Origin of the sequence: Maribacter luteocoastalis, from assembly GCF_048890225.1 — a bacterium.
Taxonomy (GTDB): Bacteria; Bacteroidota; Bacteroidia; order Flavobacteriales; family Flavobacteriaceae; genus Maribacter; species Maribacter luteocoastalis.
In genome coordinates, this window is the sequence record NZ_JBMFZG010000003.1 from 461,228 (window position 1) to 475,000 (window position 13,773).

At 35.3% G+C, this 13,773-nt stretch carries 15 protein-coding genes; 5 read left to right on the forward strand and 10 right to left on the reverse strand.

Annotation, left to right across the window (positions count from 1 at the left end; translation table 11 throughout):
- Window positions 1–212 precede the first annotated feature (212 nt).
- Window positions 213–800 (reverse strand): Crp/Fnr family transcriptional regulator, encoded by a 588-nt coding sequence (locus ACOCEA_RS09275; RefSeq protein ID WP_420755951.1) that lies wholly within the window; start codon window positions 798–800, stop codon window positions 213–215.
- 178 nt (window positions 801–978) lie between these two features.
- Between ACOCEA_RS09275 and ACOCEA_RS09280 the strand changes: the two genes are divergently transcribed.
- A complete protein-coding gene (locus tag ACOCEA_RS09280) occupies window positions 979–3,156 on the forward strand; it encodes a DUF5916 domain-containing protein (protein WP_420755952.1) in 2,178 nt (725 codons plus the stop codon).
- 1 nt (window position 3,157) lies between these two features.
- Here the strand turns inward: ACOCEA_RS09280 and ACOCEA_RS09285 are convergent, their stop codons facing one another.
- Entirely contained in the window at window positions 3,158–4,711 is a 1,554-nt protein-coding gene (locus tag ACOCEA_RS09285; RefSeq protein ID WP_420755953.1) for a DEAD/DEAH box helicase, read from the reverse strand.
- A 123-nt stretch (window positions 4,712–4,834) separates the two neighbouring features.
- Between ACOCEA_RS09285 and ACOCEA_RS09290 the strand changes: the two genes are divergently transcribed.
- The gene (locus ACOCEA_RS09290; protein ID WP_420755954.1) at window positions 4,835–5,416 is read left to right on the forward strand and encodes a pseudouridine synthase; all 582 of its coding nucleotides are present in this window, start codon (window positions 4,835–4,837) and stop codon (window positions 5,414–5,416) included.
- Here the strand turns inward: ACOCEA_RS09290 and ACOCEA_RS09295 are convergent.
- The gene (locus tag ACOCEA_RS09295; RefSeq protein ID WP_420755955.1) at window positions 5,405–6,340 is read right to left on the reverse strand and encodes an EamA family transporter; all 936 of its coding nucleotides are present in this window, start codon (window positions 6,338–6,340) and stop codon (window positions 5,405–5,407) included. The genes ACOCEA_RS09290 and ACOCEA_RS09295 overlap by 12 nt on opposite strands.
- Window positions 6,341–6,360: 20 nt before the next feature.
- On the reverse strand, window positions 6,361–6,819 hold the full coding sequence (locus ACOCEA_RS09300) for a cold-shock protein (protein ID WP_420755956.1): 459 nt from the start codon (window positions 6,817–6,819) through the stop codon (window positions 6,361–6,363).
- A 936-nt stretch (window positions 6,820–7,755) separates the two neighbouring features.
- Here ACOCEA_RS09300 and ACOCEA_RS09305 point away from each other — a divergent pair.
- Window positions 7,756–7,884, forward strand: coding sequence for a hypothetical protein (locus tag ACOCEA_RS09305; protein ID WP_420755957.1), 129 nt, complete (start codon window positions 7,756–7,758; stop codon window positions 7,882–7,884).
- Window positions 7,885–7,952: 68 nt separating this feature from the next.
- Here the strand turns inward: ACOCEA_RS09305 and ACOCEA_RS09310 are convergent, their stop codons facing one another.
- Window positions 7,953–8,747 (reverse strand): hypothetical protein, encoded by a 795-nt coding sequence (locus ACOCEA_RS09310; RefSeq protein WP_420755958.1) that lies wholly within the window; start codon window positions 8,745–8,747, stop codon window positions 7,953–7,955.
- Between the two features lie 152 nt (window positions 8,748–8,899).
- Between ACOCEA_RS09310 and ACOCEA_RS09315 the strand changes: the two genes are divergently transcribed.
- Window positions 8,900–9,529, forward strand: coding sequence for a GntR family transcriptional regulator (locus tag ACOCEA_RS09315; protein ID WP_420755959.1), 630 nt, complete (start codon window positions 8,900–8,902; stop codon window positions 9,527–9,529).
- 2 nt (window positions 9,530–9,531) lie between these two features.
- On the opposite strand, the gene ACOCEA_RS09320 is transcribed toward ACOCEA_RS09315, so the two are convergent.
- Window positions 9,532–10,131 carry a hypothetical protein gene (locus ACOCEA_RS09320; RefSeq protein WP_420755960.1) on the reverse strand — a complete coding sequence of 200 codons (600 nt, stop codon included), beginning with the start codon at window positions 10,129–10,131 and terminating at the stop codon, window positions 9,532–9,534.
- Window positions 10,132–10,135: 4 nt separating this feature from the next.
- On the reverse strand, window positions 10,136–10,618 hold the full coding sequence (locus ACOCEA_RS09325) for an RNA polymerase sigma factor (RefSeq protein WP_420755961.1): 483 nt from the start codon (window positions 10,616–10,618) through the stop codon (window positions 10,136–10,138).
- A 141-nt stretch (window positions 10,619–10,759) separates the two neighbouring features.
- Between ACOCEA_RS09325 and ACOCEA_RS09330 the strand changes: the two genes are divergently transcribed.
- Window positions 10,760–10,897 carry a hypothetical protein gene (locus tag ACOCEA_RS09330; RefSeq protein ID WP_420755962.1) on the forward strand — a complete coding sequence of 46 codons (138 nt, stop codon included), beginning with the start codon at window positions 10,760–10,762 and terminating at the stop codon, window positions 10,895–10,897.
- Between the two features lie 7 nt (window positions 10,898–10,904).
- Here the strand turns inward: ACOCEA_RS09330 and ACOCEA_RS09335 are convergent, their stop codons facing one another.
- The 3 genes from ACOCEA_RS09335 to ACOCEA_RS09345 are packed head-to-tail and all read right to left on the reverse strand — an operon-like array spanning window position 10,905 to window position 13,628.
- Entirely contained in the window at window positions 10,905–12,008 is a 1,104-nt protein-coding gene (locus ACOCEA_RS09335; RefSeq protein ID WP_420755963.1) for an amidohydrolase family protein, read from the reverse strand.
- Between the two features lie 4 nt (window positions 12,009–12,012).
- On the reverse strand, window positions 12,013–12,621 hold the full coding sequence (locus tag ACOCEA_RS09340) for a nucleotidyltransferase family protein (protein WP_420755964.1): 609 nt from the start codon (window positions 12,619–12,621) through the stop codon (window positions 12,013–12,015).
- Window positions 12,618–13,628, reverse strand: coding sequence for an XdhC family protein (locus ACOCEA_RS09345; protein WP_420755965.1), 1,011 nt, complete (start codon window positions 13,626–13,628; stop codon window positions 12,618–12,620). The genes ACOCEA_RS09340 and ACOCEA_RS09345 overlap by 4 nt, the downstream gene beginning before the upstream one ends.
- Between the last annotated feature and the right edge of the window lie 145 nt (window positions 13,629–13,773).

A 13,773-nucleotide genomic window follows, 5' to 3' on the forward strand; every position in this document is an offset into this window, starting at 1 on the left:
ATAAAAAAGGTGTCACACAAAAATGTATGACACCCGTCTTTAATGAATTAGTTAATGGTTACTTACTCATTATATAGCTTCAGCACGAGCAATTGCCACAATATGGTTGTTTTCAACAGAAGTAAATGCATCACCCGGATTATTAAGGAGAGTGAACAATTTTCAGATGAACCAAAAGTAAAATACTCTTTTCTGTATTCAATTGACCTATGTCAATTCGTCAAATTATTTTTAAGCGCTCTTTTAATTCGACAAAGACTTTCTGGGGATATTCCCAAATAATTGGCTATATGATTGTTTTGAACACGATGTTCGATACTCGGGTAAACGTTGCAAAATTCTAAATAACGTTCAGTGGCATCTTTTTGTAATGAAGAAAGAATTCGTTTACGCACACCAATAAATGCGTTGGTCAAAAGAATTCTGAAATAACGCTCAAAAATGGGCGATTTTAAAAATAATATTTCCTTGTTTTCGTAGCTCAACGTTAATAAGGTAGAATCTTCTATTGCCTCAATATATAAAGTAGATGGAGTGTTTTTGTAAAATGCCTCAAAATCGCTTACCCACCAATTTTCTATGGCAAACTGAATAATATGTCTTGCACCCTTACTATCTAAATAATACGCTTTTAGGCAGCCCTTTACCACAAAAAACTCATTTTTAGACGAGTTTCCTGGTTCTAACAAGAATGATTTAGCAGTTACTGTTTGAAATGTCACTAGACTGGAAAATAACGAAATATCTTCTTCTGAAGGCTGAATATATTTTTTTATATGTTTTTCAAGAATAGGATTCATTACTACAATTCTTTACGCTTTGGGACAAATAAAGTTAAAATTAGTTTAATAGTAGGCTTCGTATCTTACTAAATTGGTGAAGTTTAAAGGTAGTTACATGAATTTTAGCATAATTTTTTAAATTTTAAAAAGTTAAATGATGAATTTTAATTAAGTTGTGCGCACCAACTTATACTCAATGAAATTAAATTTTTACGTACTTATTTTCCTTTTACTTTGTACTACTATTTCCCAGGCACAAAAGAAAAACAGCAGCTACCGACTTCACATCAAAAAAGCTTCTGGTCCAATAGAGATAGATGGTGTCGGAAATGAAAAGGCCTGGGAAAATGTTGAAGAGGCCAAAGATTTTTTTATGGTATTACCCATGGATAAAGGGAAGGCCACAGAACCCACTACTATTAAAATGACCTATGACGACAAGAATATTTACTTACTCGCTACTTTTTACAATGCCACAAAGGCGAATTATTTCGTAGAATCCTTACGCCGTGATTTTTCATTTGGTAAGAACGATAATTTTCTGCTTTTTTTAGACCCATTTAACAACCAGACCACAGGGTTTTCATTTGGTTCCAATGCCTTTGGTGCACAATGGGATGGAACCATGTACAACGGGTCAGGGATAGATCTAAATTGGGATAGTAAATGGATTTCCGAAGTTACCCGGGACGATGAAAAATGGGTTTTTGAAATGGCAGTACCATTTAAGTCCATACGATATGAGGAAGGAGTAACAGAATGGGGTATAAATTTTAGTAGGCTTGATCTAAAATCTAGCGAAAAATCTAGTTGGACACCTGTTCCAAGACAGTTTCCAACTTCTTCTTTGGCATATTCAGGAACATTGGTATGGGATGCCCCTCCTCCAGCACCGGGAACTAATTTTTCAATTATACCTTATGTATTAGGCGAGGTAAGCCAAGATTTGGAAGTAAATGGGAATACCCAAACCGATGCCAAAATTGGTGGTGACATCAAGTTTAGCCTTACCTCTTCATTGAACCTTGACCTTACTGTAAATCCAGACTTTTCTCAAGTAGAGGTAGACCGTCAAGTAACCAATTTAGATCGTTTTGAACTTTTCTTCCCTGAGCGACGACAGTTCTTTCTGGAGAATGGGGATTTGTTCGCTAATTTTGGGTACGCCACTATTAGACCTTTTTTCTCAAGAAGAATTGGACTGGGTGTTCCTATACAGGCAGGTGCCCGTGTTAGCGGTAATTTGAATGACAAATGGCGTTTGGGCATAATGGATATGCAGACAGCCAGTATGGATGAAACCGGTTTGCCAAGTCAGAATTTCGGGGTGCTTTCCTTACAAAGAAAAGTATTTGGCCGCAGTAATATTGGCCTTATGGTGGTTAATAAACAGTCTATGAATTACCCAACTAAAAATGATTCTATAAACAGTCAATACTCCAAATTTAATCGGAATTTAGGAGTAGAATATAACCTGGCATCCTCTAACAACTTATGGAATGGAAAGGCTTTTCTCCTAAAATCGCTGGCTCCAGATGATAGTAGTAAAGGAATAGCTCAAGGTGCCCATTTGGAGTATAGAAGTAGAAAATTGAATTGGCGTGTACAGGAGGAATGGGTCAGTGATAATTATTCTGCTGAAGTTGGATTTGTGCGTCGTAGTGGTTATAGAAATTTAACGGGTAATGTAGGGTATTTATTTTTTCCCAAAGCTGGCCCAATACTCAGCCATGGACCACAACTTAATAATATCACTTTTTTTAATAGTAATTGGGTAGAAACAGACCATACTGCTTATTTAACCTATCAGTTCGATTTCAGAAAGAGAAACAGCCTTATGTTTTTTGTCTCCGATGATTATGTTGAACTACTTTCACCCTTTGACCCAACCAGATTGGGAATAGCCGATTTGGCCGAGGGAACAAAACACCATTGGAACGCCTTTGGTTGGGAATATCAATCTAAGCCGCAAAGTCTTTTCACCTATTCTTTAGGGGGGCGCCTAGGAGGGTATTATCAAGATGGAAATAGGACCAGTTTAACTACGGAATTGGGATATCGATTTCAGCCTTATGTAAGTTTAAGTGCCAACTTAAATTATAATCACATCAATTTACCTGCCCCTTGGAACAAAAACGAATTTTGGTTAATAGGAGCAGAAGCTGATATTACATTTACCAATAAACTATTTTTTGCCAACTTGTTCCAATATAACGAGCAAACAGGCAACTTTAACTTAAACTCCCGTTTTCAATGGCGCTATAGTCCAGCCTCAGATTTGTTTCTGGTCTATACCAATAACTATTTTATAACCCCTTTTGAGACAAGGAATTGGGGTCTTACACTAAAGTTTACGTATTGGTTGAATAATTGAGTTAATCCTCAGGGGGATGCCCATGAATGTCCTCAAATACGGTGTCAAAATTTTCCCTTAAATAGGCGTTTAATTTCTTTTGATAGTCGTCCTTTAGCCAGCTAAGAAAGTTATAGGTACTCTTACTGATGCATTTGGCATAAACATGTATTCTATTGTCTATATCATCTTTAAGCAACTTGGCCAATGCAATGGCATCATAAACATCCTCACTGTTTTCTATGCAGATATAAGCGTGGTGTTCAATTGATTTTTCTAACACTACTTTTGAGGATTCACCTGCAAATGTTGCTTTTTGATAGGTTTCCTTAATATCAAAATAAGTCTCTTCAGACTTTGAGAATTCAGCTTTAATCTCTTCTGATAAATCATGTTTAAATGCACCTTCAATTTCTTCATCATCCTTAATACGGTCCATGTAGAAATTGGGCGACTTAAATATGGTGACCCAATCTAAATCAGCACCCCAGGGTCCAAAGCGGTACATGTTGTTGCCAAGGTCAATTACCGTAAATTTAGATTTATTGTTTAACACACGGGAACCCCTACCTATCATCTGATAGTATAAGGTCAATGATTTGGTGGCCCTGTTTAATATTATGGTGTCTATGGTAGGTTCATCAAAACCAGTGGTCAATATACTTACAGACGTTAAAATGGCATCTGGTGTTTCCTTAAACCATTTTAATATTTGTTTACGTTGTTTTTTGGTGGCCGTATTATCCAAATGCATGATTGGTAAACCAGCATTCTGGAATGTATAATATACTTGTATGGACGTTTCTATACCATTATTGAAAATAAGTGTCTTTTTGCCTTTGGAATGTTTGGTGTAGGCCTCCAAAAGTTTATTTAACATAGACGGACTCGTATACAGGTCTGCCGATGATTTTACCGTATAGTCGCCATTGGAACCTACTTCCAATGAAGTTAAACCCATATCATATTGGAACACCTCTGCACGGGCCAGAAAATCGTTCTCAATTAAATTTTCTATGGATTCACCGGGAATAAGTTCATCATAATTGCCGTTCATAGGCAAATCTTTATTAGAACTTAATGGTGTAGCAGTAACGCCTAGTATAAATGAATTTTCAAAAAACTTGAAAAGCTTTGTAAAAGAATTGTAGTGGGCCTCATCTATAATTACAAGACCAACATCAGAAATATCCAGTTTATCATCATTAAGACGGTTGTTTAAGGTCTCTACCATGGCCACATAACAACTGTACTTTTCATGATCGTCCAAGTTTGCCTTGCTATTGACCACTTTGTTGATTACGCCAAAACTGGTTAGCATATCAGAAGTTTGAGTGCAAAGCTCTACCCTATGGGTCATAACCAATACTTTCTTGGAATGGTTTTTTAAGTATTGTCTTACTATTTCTGAAAATATTACGGTCTTACCACCACCGGTAGGCAACTGGTACAATAAGTGATAATCATCTCTTTCAGTATCGAACTTCTCAAAGATTTGCTGAATGGCTCCTTGCTGGTAGCTGTAAAGTTCTTTTTCTGTCTTTTTATCCTGTAATTCAAAAACGGTCTCTTGCATTTTATCTTTTTCTCGGGCCTGCAAAGGTAATACCTTCAAAAGGGTAATACTAATGAATAGGATAAAAAGGGTATCTTTCCGACCAATTCCATATTAAAAGCCTTCTATTTTCATTCATTTTGTATGAAAACCCATAGTTACTATAAATTGTACAAACCGTTTGGTATGTTAAGCCAATTGTCATCCGGCGAGGACAAACAGCTTAAAAAGAAAAAGTTTTTATCAGAGCTACATCCTTTTCCCAAAGGTTCTATGCCAATTGGGCGATTGGATGAAAAGTCTGAGGGCTTACTTTTAATGACCACGAATGGTAAAATAAGTGATATTATAAATAGAAGTGGATTAGAAAAGGAATATTTGGTTCAGTTAGATGGTAATATTACTACTGACGCCATCACAATTTTAGAGAATGGCGTTGCCATTGGTTTATTTGGGGAAACGTATATGACCAAGCCTTGTAAAGTGTTTCTTTTAGATCATGAGCCAAGTTTACCTAAACCAAGCCCTAAATTAAGGATTGGGGTGCATAGACCAAACTCTTGGATTCGTATTATTTTAAAGGAAGGTAAGTTTAGGCAGATTAGAAAAATGACCGCAGCCGTAGGTTTCCCAACAGTAAGATTGGTGAGGATACGTATAGGACAAATAACAATTGAAACTTTACAAGAGCGTGATGTTCAAGAACTAAAGGATTTAATTCCCTAATTTCTTTGAGGTGAACCGAGACAAAAGGGTCAATTTCTTTTTTGTATTGATAAAATAAACGCCCGTAAGCAATATGAGTGCCGCTATTGTGGATTGCACAGTTATCTCTTCATGTAAAAAATACCAACCAAGCAACATTGCAATAATTGGGTTTACATAGGATGAAGTGGCCACTTTTTCTGGAGAAACCGCTTTTAACAAGTAGTTGAACGCCGTATAGGCTACGATACTGCCCAACAATACCAGTAATAACATAGACCATTTAACCGGAGTACTCCAATCTAAAGGAGAAATCCAGTGTTCACCGATAGCCAAACTTATCAAAAACAGCATAAGTCCGCCAATTACCATTTGGTATCCAGTATTTACAAAATAGTTAGAAGGTAGATCGGCCTTGCCAATAAAAAGGCAGCCATAAGACCAACTTAGCATACATAGAAATATAAGAAGCATACCTAAAAGTGCTCCTTCCTGGGTAATAATCTGTTTTTGACTCACCAATAAATAAATGCCTAAAATACCCAAGGCTACACCAACTATAGACATGGGCTGAATTCTTTTGCCCTGTAAAATCCGCATTAAGATCAATACCACTAGTGGTTGTGCAGAAACCTCTAATGCGGCAAATCCACTATCTACATATTTTAGTGCCCAGACCATTACCCCATTGCCAAAGGTTACGAATAAAAATCCTGCAATTAAGGTGTTCAACAATTGTTTGCCAGTGATTTTTAAAGATAGACCAAGTAATTTGGCAATACCAAATATTAAACAACCTGCTACTACAAATCGGATACCCGCTAACATAAATGCAGGCAACTCTGTAACTGCAATTTTATTAAGCAAATAGGTGGAGCCCCAGATGACATAGATAGCAAAAAACGCCAATATAATCAGGCCTGTATTACGTTTGGCAGCAGTCATTATTTAACGTGCGGTGTGGACTATATTTTTTTTACACGAACAGCGTTCATACCCTTCATGCCTTTTTCCAACTCATAAGAAACCTTATCATTTTCATTGATTTCATCGATAAGTCCACTAACATGAACAAAATATTTTTCGTTGTTTTCAGAATCTATGATAAAACCAAAACCTTTAGAAGTATCAAAGAACGATACCTTACCATTTCTTACTGGATCAAACTCCTCTACATCGCCCTCTTCTTTTTTAGGAATTCCCAAAATGATATCCTCTGCTTCTATTTCAACTTTCATGGAAGGATCTGGCGGTGTATCTACCAAATTACCATTATAATCTACATAAGCTAGAGGTATACCTGAGGTTCCACTGTCCTTTGCCGCCGCTTTACGGGCCAGCATTTTCTTCTTTTTTTCTTCGCGCTTTTTTAAGCGCTTTTTTTCCTTTTCAGTTTTGTTAAATGTTTGTTGAGATTTTGCCATTAGTAATTTTAGTGTGAAACAATAGGTGTTTAAGAAGAATAGAAGTACGTGGTGACTAATATGAATAAGTTGCTCTTGATAATGGCAAAATTGTTCATTTTAAGGTCGTAGCAAGAAGCTCCTGCTTCCCTTTAAACTTGTACAAAGATATGATTTGTATTTTGATTATTAAGCATATATGCCATCAAGTATTTACTTGTCAAGTTACTTTTATTCTACTATTAATAGTGATAAAATTTAGGTTGAACGTAGTTGTAAAAAGTATTACAAATATTCTAAAGTAAATTAAATTCATTTAATAAACTGAAAAACAATGCGTTATAATTTTTTTGATGATTAATAGTTGTTAAATATTGTTAAATATAGTACCTTTTTATACATAGTACTGTAACAAAAATAGCAATGTATCGTCTACTAGATATAACAACAAAATAATTATTCATCAATTTTAAAAAATTTCATTATGAGAACTTTCATCAATCAATCACCTACAGAATCTAGAAGACACGCTTACTTTTCAACGTTTAGCAAAAGCAAAAGGGTACAATGGGCAGAGGTAAGACATCATACCCATTAATCAAATTCACTAATACTAAATCATACATCAATCATAAAAACAGACATCATGAGAACTTTCATCAATCAATCACCGACAGAATCTAGAAGACACGCTTACTTTTCAACGTTTAGCAAAAGTAAAAGGGTACAATGGGCAGAGGTAAGACAACATAGCCATTAATCAAATTCACTATTTATAAATCATACATCAATCATAAAAACAGACATCATGAGAATTTTCATCAATCAATCACCGACAGAATCTAGAAGACACGCTTACTTTTCCACGTTTAGCAAAAGTAAAAGGGTACAGTGGGCAGAGGTAAGACACCATACCTATTAATCATTCAAAACAGAATCAATCTAAAAACAGGAGTCATGAAACATAACAGAAGAATGCTCCCAACTACGGCAAGTAAATTTGCATTTTTCACAAATATGCCTAGAAATAAGAGTGTTCGTTGGGTAGCAGCTAAAGAATCGCATTCTTTGGCAATGCAGAATTAGCAACAAAGAAAAAGGATGAGACTTCATCAATCCCATCCTTTTTTTATTCCAATACCTATTGATCAGGTTTAATCCCGCAATGTAATTTCTTCCTCTACCCCGTTTGGATATGTTATAGTTGCTATGTCATCACAGGTTCCATCACCAAAATCCACATCAATAGCTAATCCATTTTTATTTACGGTCATAGCACCCATATTTAAATAACTACAGCTAAAATTGCCTTGTAGAACAGAGTTTACAGTTACACTATATGTGTTGCCGTCTAAAAATAAGACCCAACTACCATCTATAGTGAACGTAGATGTCTCCAAGCTATCACCAAAAGTAATACCAAATGTTTTTGTGCCATTTTCTGCTATTTCAGAACCATCTTCTAAAATTAAACTCATGTCACTAGTAACTGAAAATGAGATTGAATTTTGGGTAGAATTACCACTAAGAACATAGGTTCTTGTACCATTTATCTTAATTTCACCTACATAAAAATCCACGTAATTAGCAGTATACGAAGCCGTTTCACTCTCTAAATTATAGGTTACCGTAAGGGTACCGTTGATATTGTCCGTTCCATTTAATACACAATTGTTAAAAGTAGCTACATAACCCGTATCGGTATATTCGGCACTATAACAGTCGTTAGCACTACTAGATTTGCCAGTAGTACCGTTATTCATATACAATTCGGAAAGTACGGTATCAACAGCACCAGAAACATCATCTGCTTCTAGTATTGCTTTAACTTCGGTTTGGGTCAACTGTACTTCATTTTCTGTCTCCGCATCGTCACTACAACTATAAGTTACCAATAAACCTAAAGCTAGAACACCTAAGTTCTTTAAAATTGTTGTTACATTTTTCATATTGTTTTGTTTGTGGGTTAAACCATTAAAACGGATTGTCATTCCTTTTAGTATCTTGGGATATTGTGTTTCATCGAATAATCCATGGTAAGTGTAGATACTATTCTTATTGCATTATCGTTAAATCATATACGATATATTATATTTGATTTATGATCAATAAAATTAATTTAAGGGATCAAGTACGGGACTATCTTTTGACAGAAATGAAATCTGGCAATTTACAATTAGGTAAAACGCTAAATTTAGCGGCCCTAGCTAGAGAGCTTAAGGTTAGTGTAACCCCAATACGGGAGGCTTTGACCCAATTACAACAAGCCCATATCATCAAAGCGGTACCCAATCGGGGATTTATTATTGCAGAATTAGATGTAAAGGAAGCGGAGGATCTTTATAATCTTGTAGCTAGTTTAGAGGTTATGGCAATTGAAAGTGCTGAATTTAACGAAGAGACCATTGTTGCATTAAAAAAACAGCAGGAAGTTTTTGAGAATGCGCAAGATGCTATTTCAAGAATACAGGCCGATTTGGATTTTCATGAAATTTTGACACATGGTTTTGAAAATGATTTAGCATTACAAATTCTAAAAGACCTCAAAACCCGCATTTTCTTTTACGAACGTGCCTTTACATCTGATGAGTTATTCTATAATAGATCTGATAATCAGCATGAAGCCATAATTTCTGCCATTGAGGACGACAATGTTCCCACAGCCTCCCTCCTACTTAAAATGAATTGGATGCTAATATTAAACTACATTCAAAAAAAGCTTACAGAATAATACTACTCAAAATCTTTCAGAATTTGAGCAGCACTATTTGTGATTTTTAAATAACTTTTATATCCCCACCTCGAAATAATAAACATAAAAATAAGGGCAACAAAAATAGCTATCCACTGTACGGGTTCCATTTTAATCAAAAAGACATTTTTATTGGATAAGATCTTAGTAGTTACGGGAACCACTAAAAACATGACTAAAAAATTTAATCCAATGCCAATTTGCTGAAGCTTTAATAGTTTGTTTTTAGCCTTGCTATAGGTCACAAGATTTTCCTTATAGGTACCGTTGGAGATATCCACGTTTTGTATTTCCCTCAATGCACCTAAAACCAATGTTGGCAAGATTGTTAAAAAAGCAATTGTCACTATACCGCAAACCATCAAATACCAAGTATCCAGTTTGTTAAAATTAAATAGTACCAGTACTGAGACCCCATAACATATGGCAGCACCTATACTTTCATAAGTAGCTAGTTTTCTAAATTTACTCTTGAATTTATCCTTAGTCATTTTCATTATGATTTCATCGGTTAATTTTTTTTGATGTTCCAATTCGTGACTCATGTGCTCCCAAGCCTTTTGTAATTCTTCTATTTCCATACGATTATGATTTGGTCATATTTTGTTTCAATTTTTCTTTTATTCTTGATATACGTGTGCCAACATTGGAAGGGTTAAGGCCGGTGATAACAGCCATTTCCTTATAACTTTTTCCTTCAAATAGCATAAGGCCTTTGTCCATTTGTGAAAGATGTCCTATATGGGTATATAATAACCTTAATCGTTCTTCAAAAACTTCATTTTGACTATTGGTTTGTACCAGAATGGTATCGGCTATTGGTATACAACTACCCTTTTTCTTGGATTTTTTTAAATAGGTTATAGCGGTATTCATCGCTACCCGATACATCCAAGTGGTTACTTTGGATTCTTCACGAAAAGTGTCAAAATATTTCCAAAGTTGATATACGACTTCTTGAAACAAGTCTTCTTGGTCTTCCTTATTATTGGTGTAAATAGAGGTTACTTTGTATAACAATCCTTGATGCTGCCTTATTAAATCTGCAAATACACGCTGGTTGGCCATTTGTGCTACTTAATTTATCGATAGGTATCAGAACAGCCTTAATTGTCACATAAAAGTTGAAAAAAACTCATTTTTCTTTTAAAAATATCCTCTAAACACAACATTCTTAGGCATTGACACGTTTCTCTTAAAAATTATTATATGCAGTTTTTAAATAAAGAAATAGAGGCGTTGACCAAGAGGAAAAAAACATCTTCCTTGATCAAAAGAGAAATTTCCTGTGGAATTTTTCAAGATGTAGACAAAACTCCCAAATCAACTCCCAGTAAAGAGCATTAAGGCCTATTTACTTTTCAAAAAGGGATATATCTAATCCCGGTATCATTTTTAGTGCATTTTTATAATAGACCTTTTTAAGTACTTCATCTGGTAGATTTAAACCATACATTGCCCAAAAAGCATGGTATTTCTTATAATATGGGAAATATTCATCGTTACTTTCCAAGACCCTAAAATAGGTTGGAAATTCTTCTGGTTGCCAGCTATCCTTACCAAATAGTATTCTATCTTGGTAAGAAATGAAAAAAGCCCTCGCATTTTGCGGTTGTCTTCCTAACTCAGCAATTACCGCGGCAATGCCTACGTTCATATTTGGCATTTCGTCCAATAGTTCACCCAACTTTTTTAAATTATTGGCATACCATCCCATATGGGCATTTATAAATTTGGTATTGGGATGTTTTTTAAAAACATTGTGTTGTTCTTGAATTATTTGTTCCCAGGGAGCAGGATCATTTGCAGAGCGTTTCCTTCTAGGATGTGTTTTTAACTCTAACCAACGTTCATTGTCACTGTCCATATCATCCCAAAAAGACTTTGGGTCGGCTGCATGTATAAGCACGGGGACGCCCATTTCCGCGCATTTGGACCATATTGGGTCTAGTCTAGGGTCATCTATGGCAAGACGATTCCCATCACTATCTTTATAGCGCAAACCTAGGCTTTTATATATTTTTAGTCCTTTGGCACCATTTTTAATGTCCTGTTCTAACTGACTTGCCGCCTTATCTCCCCAACTTGAACTACCGACACCTTCAAAATCTACATTGGCAAAAACCACAAATCGGTTTGGGTAGCTCTTATTAATATTGTCAACTTTTTCCTTAAGGCTATTCCCAGAACCGCCGCTTAAATTAACCATGATACCCTCGTTCAAGACCTCCATGTCACTAAGTAAACTTGTCAATTTTTCCACAGACATATCCCTTTGATGACTATGTATATCTATGAATGGATATTTGGCACTTTTTATTTCAACGCCTGGCACTACCAGTGTAGATTTTGGATTATATGCTTCAAAACTCATCTCCTGTGAATGCATTTGAGTTGTCAGAACAGTAATAAAAACTAAACTCAATAATAATGCTTTAAGGGTGTTTTCTTTTCTCATGCTTTTATTCTTTAGTTTGTTGGCAAAGTGTTTTGTAATCTTCTATAGTATCAATATCCGCTATTTGTGTTCCGGCATTTTTAAGCTTTAAAGGAACCTTATTTGAACGTAAAATATGTTTGGCACCGTAATCCTCATCCAGAAGAGATAATTCAATAAATAACGAGTTAGGAAAAACTGCTGGTACACCAGGTCCTTTTTCATAATTTGTAGCGATAATTTGGGCTGTGTCAACTTTAAAATCTTCGATTAAACTTTGGTAATATGCTGTGGAAAGCAATGGTTGGTCCGCCAAACAGACCAAAACCCCTTCGTATTGGTTTTTCTTGTTTAACAAATGTTGAATACCATATGCTATGCTACTACCAATACCCTTTTCCCATTTTTGGTTGACAACGGTCTCAATTTTAGTAAGGTCCGTTTTATCCAAAATCTCATGGGCCTTACTGCCTAAAACAAGAACAATATCTTGATTTTGTACTTTTAATAAAGTAGTTATGGCATGTTCAAGTAAAGAAGAACCTTTCCAGGGCAATAACTGCTTTATTTGTCCCATACGACTTGCACTTCCTGCCGCGACAATAACAATTGCTATTTTATTTTTTATATTCAATTATGGATTCCCTCTTTTTTGTCTTTTAGCATGATTGGTTTTTGTCCCCGTAGTACGGTAAGTATTTCTGCGAGAATTGCAATTGCAATTTCCTCCGGGCTTTCAGCACCTATATTTAAGCCAGCCGGACCATGTATCATTTCAAAAAAATCATAATTTGAATCAGGATACAATTCTATAAATTCGTTAAACAATTTCTCACGTCTTTTGGAAGGTCCAAGTAATCCAAAATACATAGGTTTAGCCTCTTGAAGTGCAAAAAGATATTTTAAGTCCTTGACATAACTATGGGTCATTAGCACAACAGCAGTTTGATGGTCTATTTGGTCTACAGGAAGTTCAAGGGGTTCCACATCGTACAAGGTATCAATTCCTGGAAAATCAGCTATATTTTTACCTTCAGCGGGAACGGTACTTACCATTACCTCCCACCCCATGTTCAAGGCCAATTGCGAAAGTTTAACGGTATCATGTTCCGCACCAACAATAAACAACTTATAACAAGGTTCAAGGATCTGTTTAAAAGTTAGGCTAGATGTATAGGATTCAAATTCTTTCTGTAATGGAATTTTGTTTCCATAAAACTCAAAATAACTGCCTAAGTTAGGGTGTTCCCCATAATCTTTTTCATAGTTTGAAATGATAGAAAAGGAATTCCGATCCTTTATGATATTTTTAAATGCCTCAAGAAGTGTGTTACTTGGTGAAAAAGGTTCAATTAGAATATAAAGAATTCCTTCACAGCCTAACCTAAACCTACCATCATAGGTCATCATTTTTGGCTTTCCAGTTTTAAATACACTACTTGCCTGAAACAAAACTTCTTTTTCTACGCAACCTCCACTTACAGCACCGGTCATTTTACCATTTTCGGCAATTAGCATTCGTACACCTGGTCTACGATATGATGAGCCATCCAAGTGGACAACTGTAGCTAAAATAGTATTAAGGCCTTGCTCCTTATAATTTAAATAATCTTTAAAAATATTTTTAAGTTCGTGCATCATAATATGGCTTACTTATTTACCAATGCCAATCTAAATTTCTTTGAAGTAAAGTACCTAATACTCTCTGTATAATAAAAGGATTCATACTTCTTTAACAATGTTTAACATATTTTTTTAAATCACTCATAATTTAATATAAGAATGT

Bases quoted from the DNA above. Each gene is read 5' to 3' on its own strand.
- ACOCEA_RS09290 (WP_420755954.1), top strand. From the start codon at position 4,835: ATGAAAACCCATAGTTACTATAAATTGTACAAACCGTTTGGTATGTTA.
- ACOCEA_RS09285 (WP_420755953.1), bottom strand. From the start codon at position 4,711: ATGCAAGAGACCGTTTTTGAATTACAGGATAAAAAGACAGAAAAAGAA.
- ACOCEA_RS09315 (WP_420755959.1), top strand. From the start codon at position 8,900: ATGATCAATAAAATTAATTTAAGGGATCAAGTACGGGACTATCTTTTG.
- ACOCEA_RS09275 (WP_420755951.1), bottom strand. From the start codon at position 800: ATGAATCCTATTCTTGAAAAACATATAAAAAAATATATTCAGCCTTCA.
- ACOCEA_RS09330 (WP_420755962.1), top strand. From the start codon at position 10,760: ATGCAGTTTTTAAATAAAGAAATAGAGGCGTTGACCAAGAGGAAAAAA.
- ACOCEA_RS09295 (WP_420755955.1), bottom strand. From the start codon at position 6,340: ATGACTGCTGCCAAACGTAATACAGGCCTGATTATATTGGCGTTTTTT.
- ACOCEA_RS09325 (WP_420755961.1), bottom strand. From the start codon at position 10,618: ATGGCCAACCAGCGTGTATTTGCAGATTTAATAAGGCAGCATCAAGGA.
- ACOCEA_RS09310 (WP_420755958.1), bottom strand. From the start codon at position 8,747: ATGAAAAATGTAACAACAATTTTAAAGAACTTAGGTGTTCTAGCTTTA.
- ACOCEA_RS09345 (WP_420755965.1), bottom strand. From the start codon at position 13,628: ATGATGCACGAACTTAAAAATATTTTTAAAGATTATTTAAATTATAAG.
- ACOCEA_RS09335 (WP_420755963.1), bottom strand. From the start codon at position 12,008: ATGAGAAAAGAAAACACCCTTAAAGCATTATTATTGAGTTTAGTTTTT.
- ACOCEA_RS09305 (WP_420755957.1), top strand. From the start codon at position 7,756: ATGAAACATAACAGAAGAATGCTCCCAACTACGGCAAGTAAATTTGCA.
- ACOCEA_RS09320 (WP_420755960.1), bottom strand. From the start codon at position 10,131: ATGGAAATAGAAGAATTACAAAAGGCTTGGGAGCACATGAGTCACGAA.
- ACOCEA_RS09300 (WP_420755956.1), bottom strand. From the start codon at position 6,819: ATGGCAAAATCTCAACAAACATTTAACAAAACTGAAAAGGAAAAAAAG.
- ACOCEA_RS09280 (WP_420755952.1), top strand. From the start codon at position 979: ATGAAATTAAATTTTTACGTACTTATTTTCCTTTTACTTTGTACTACT.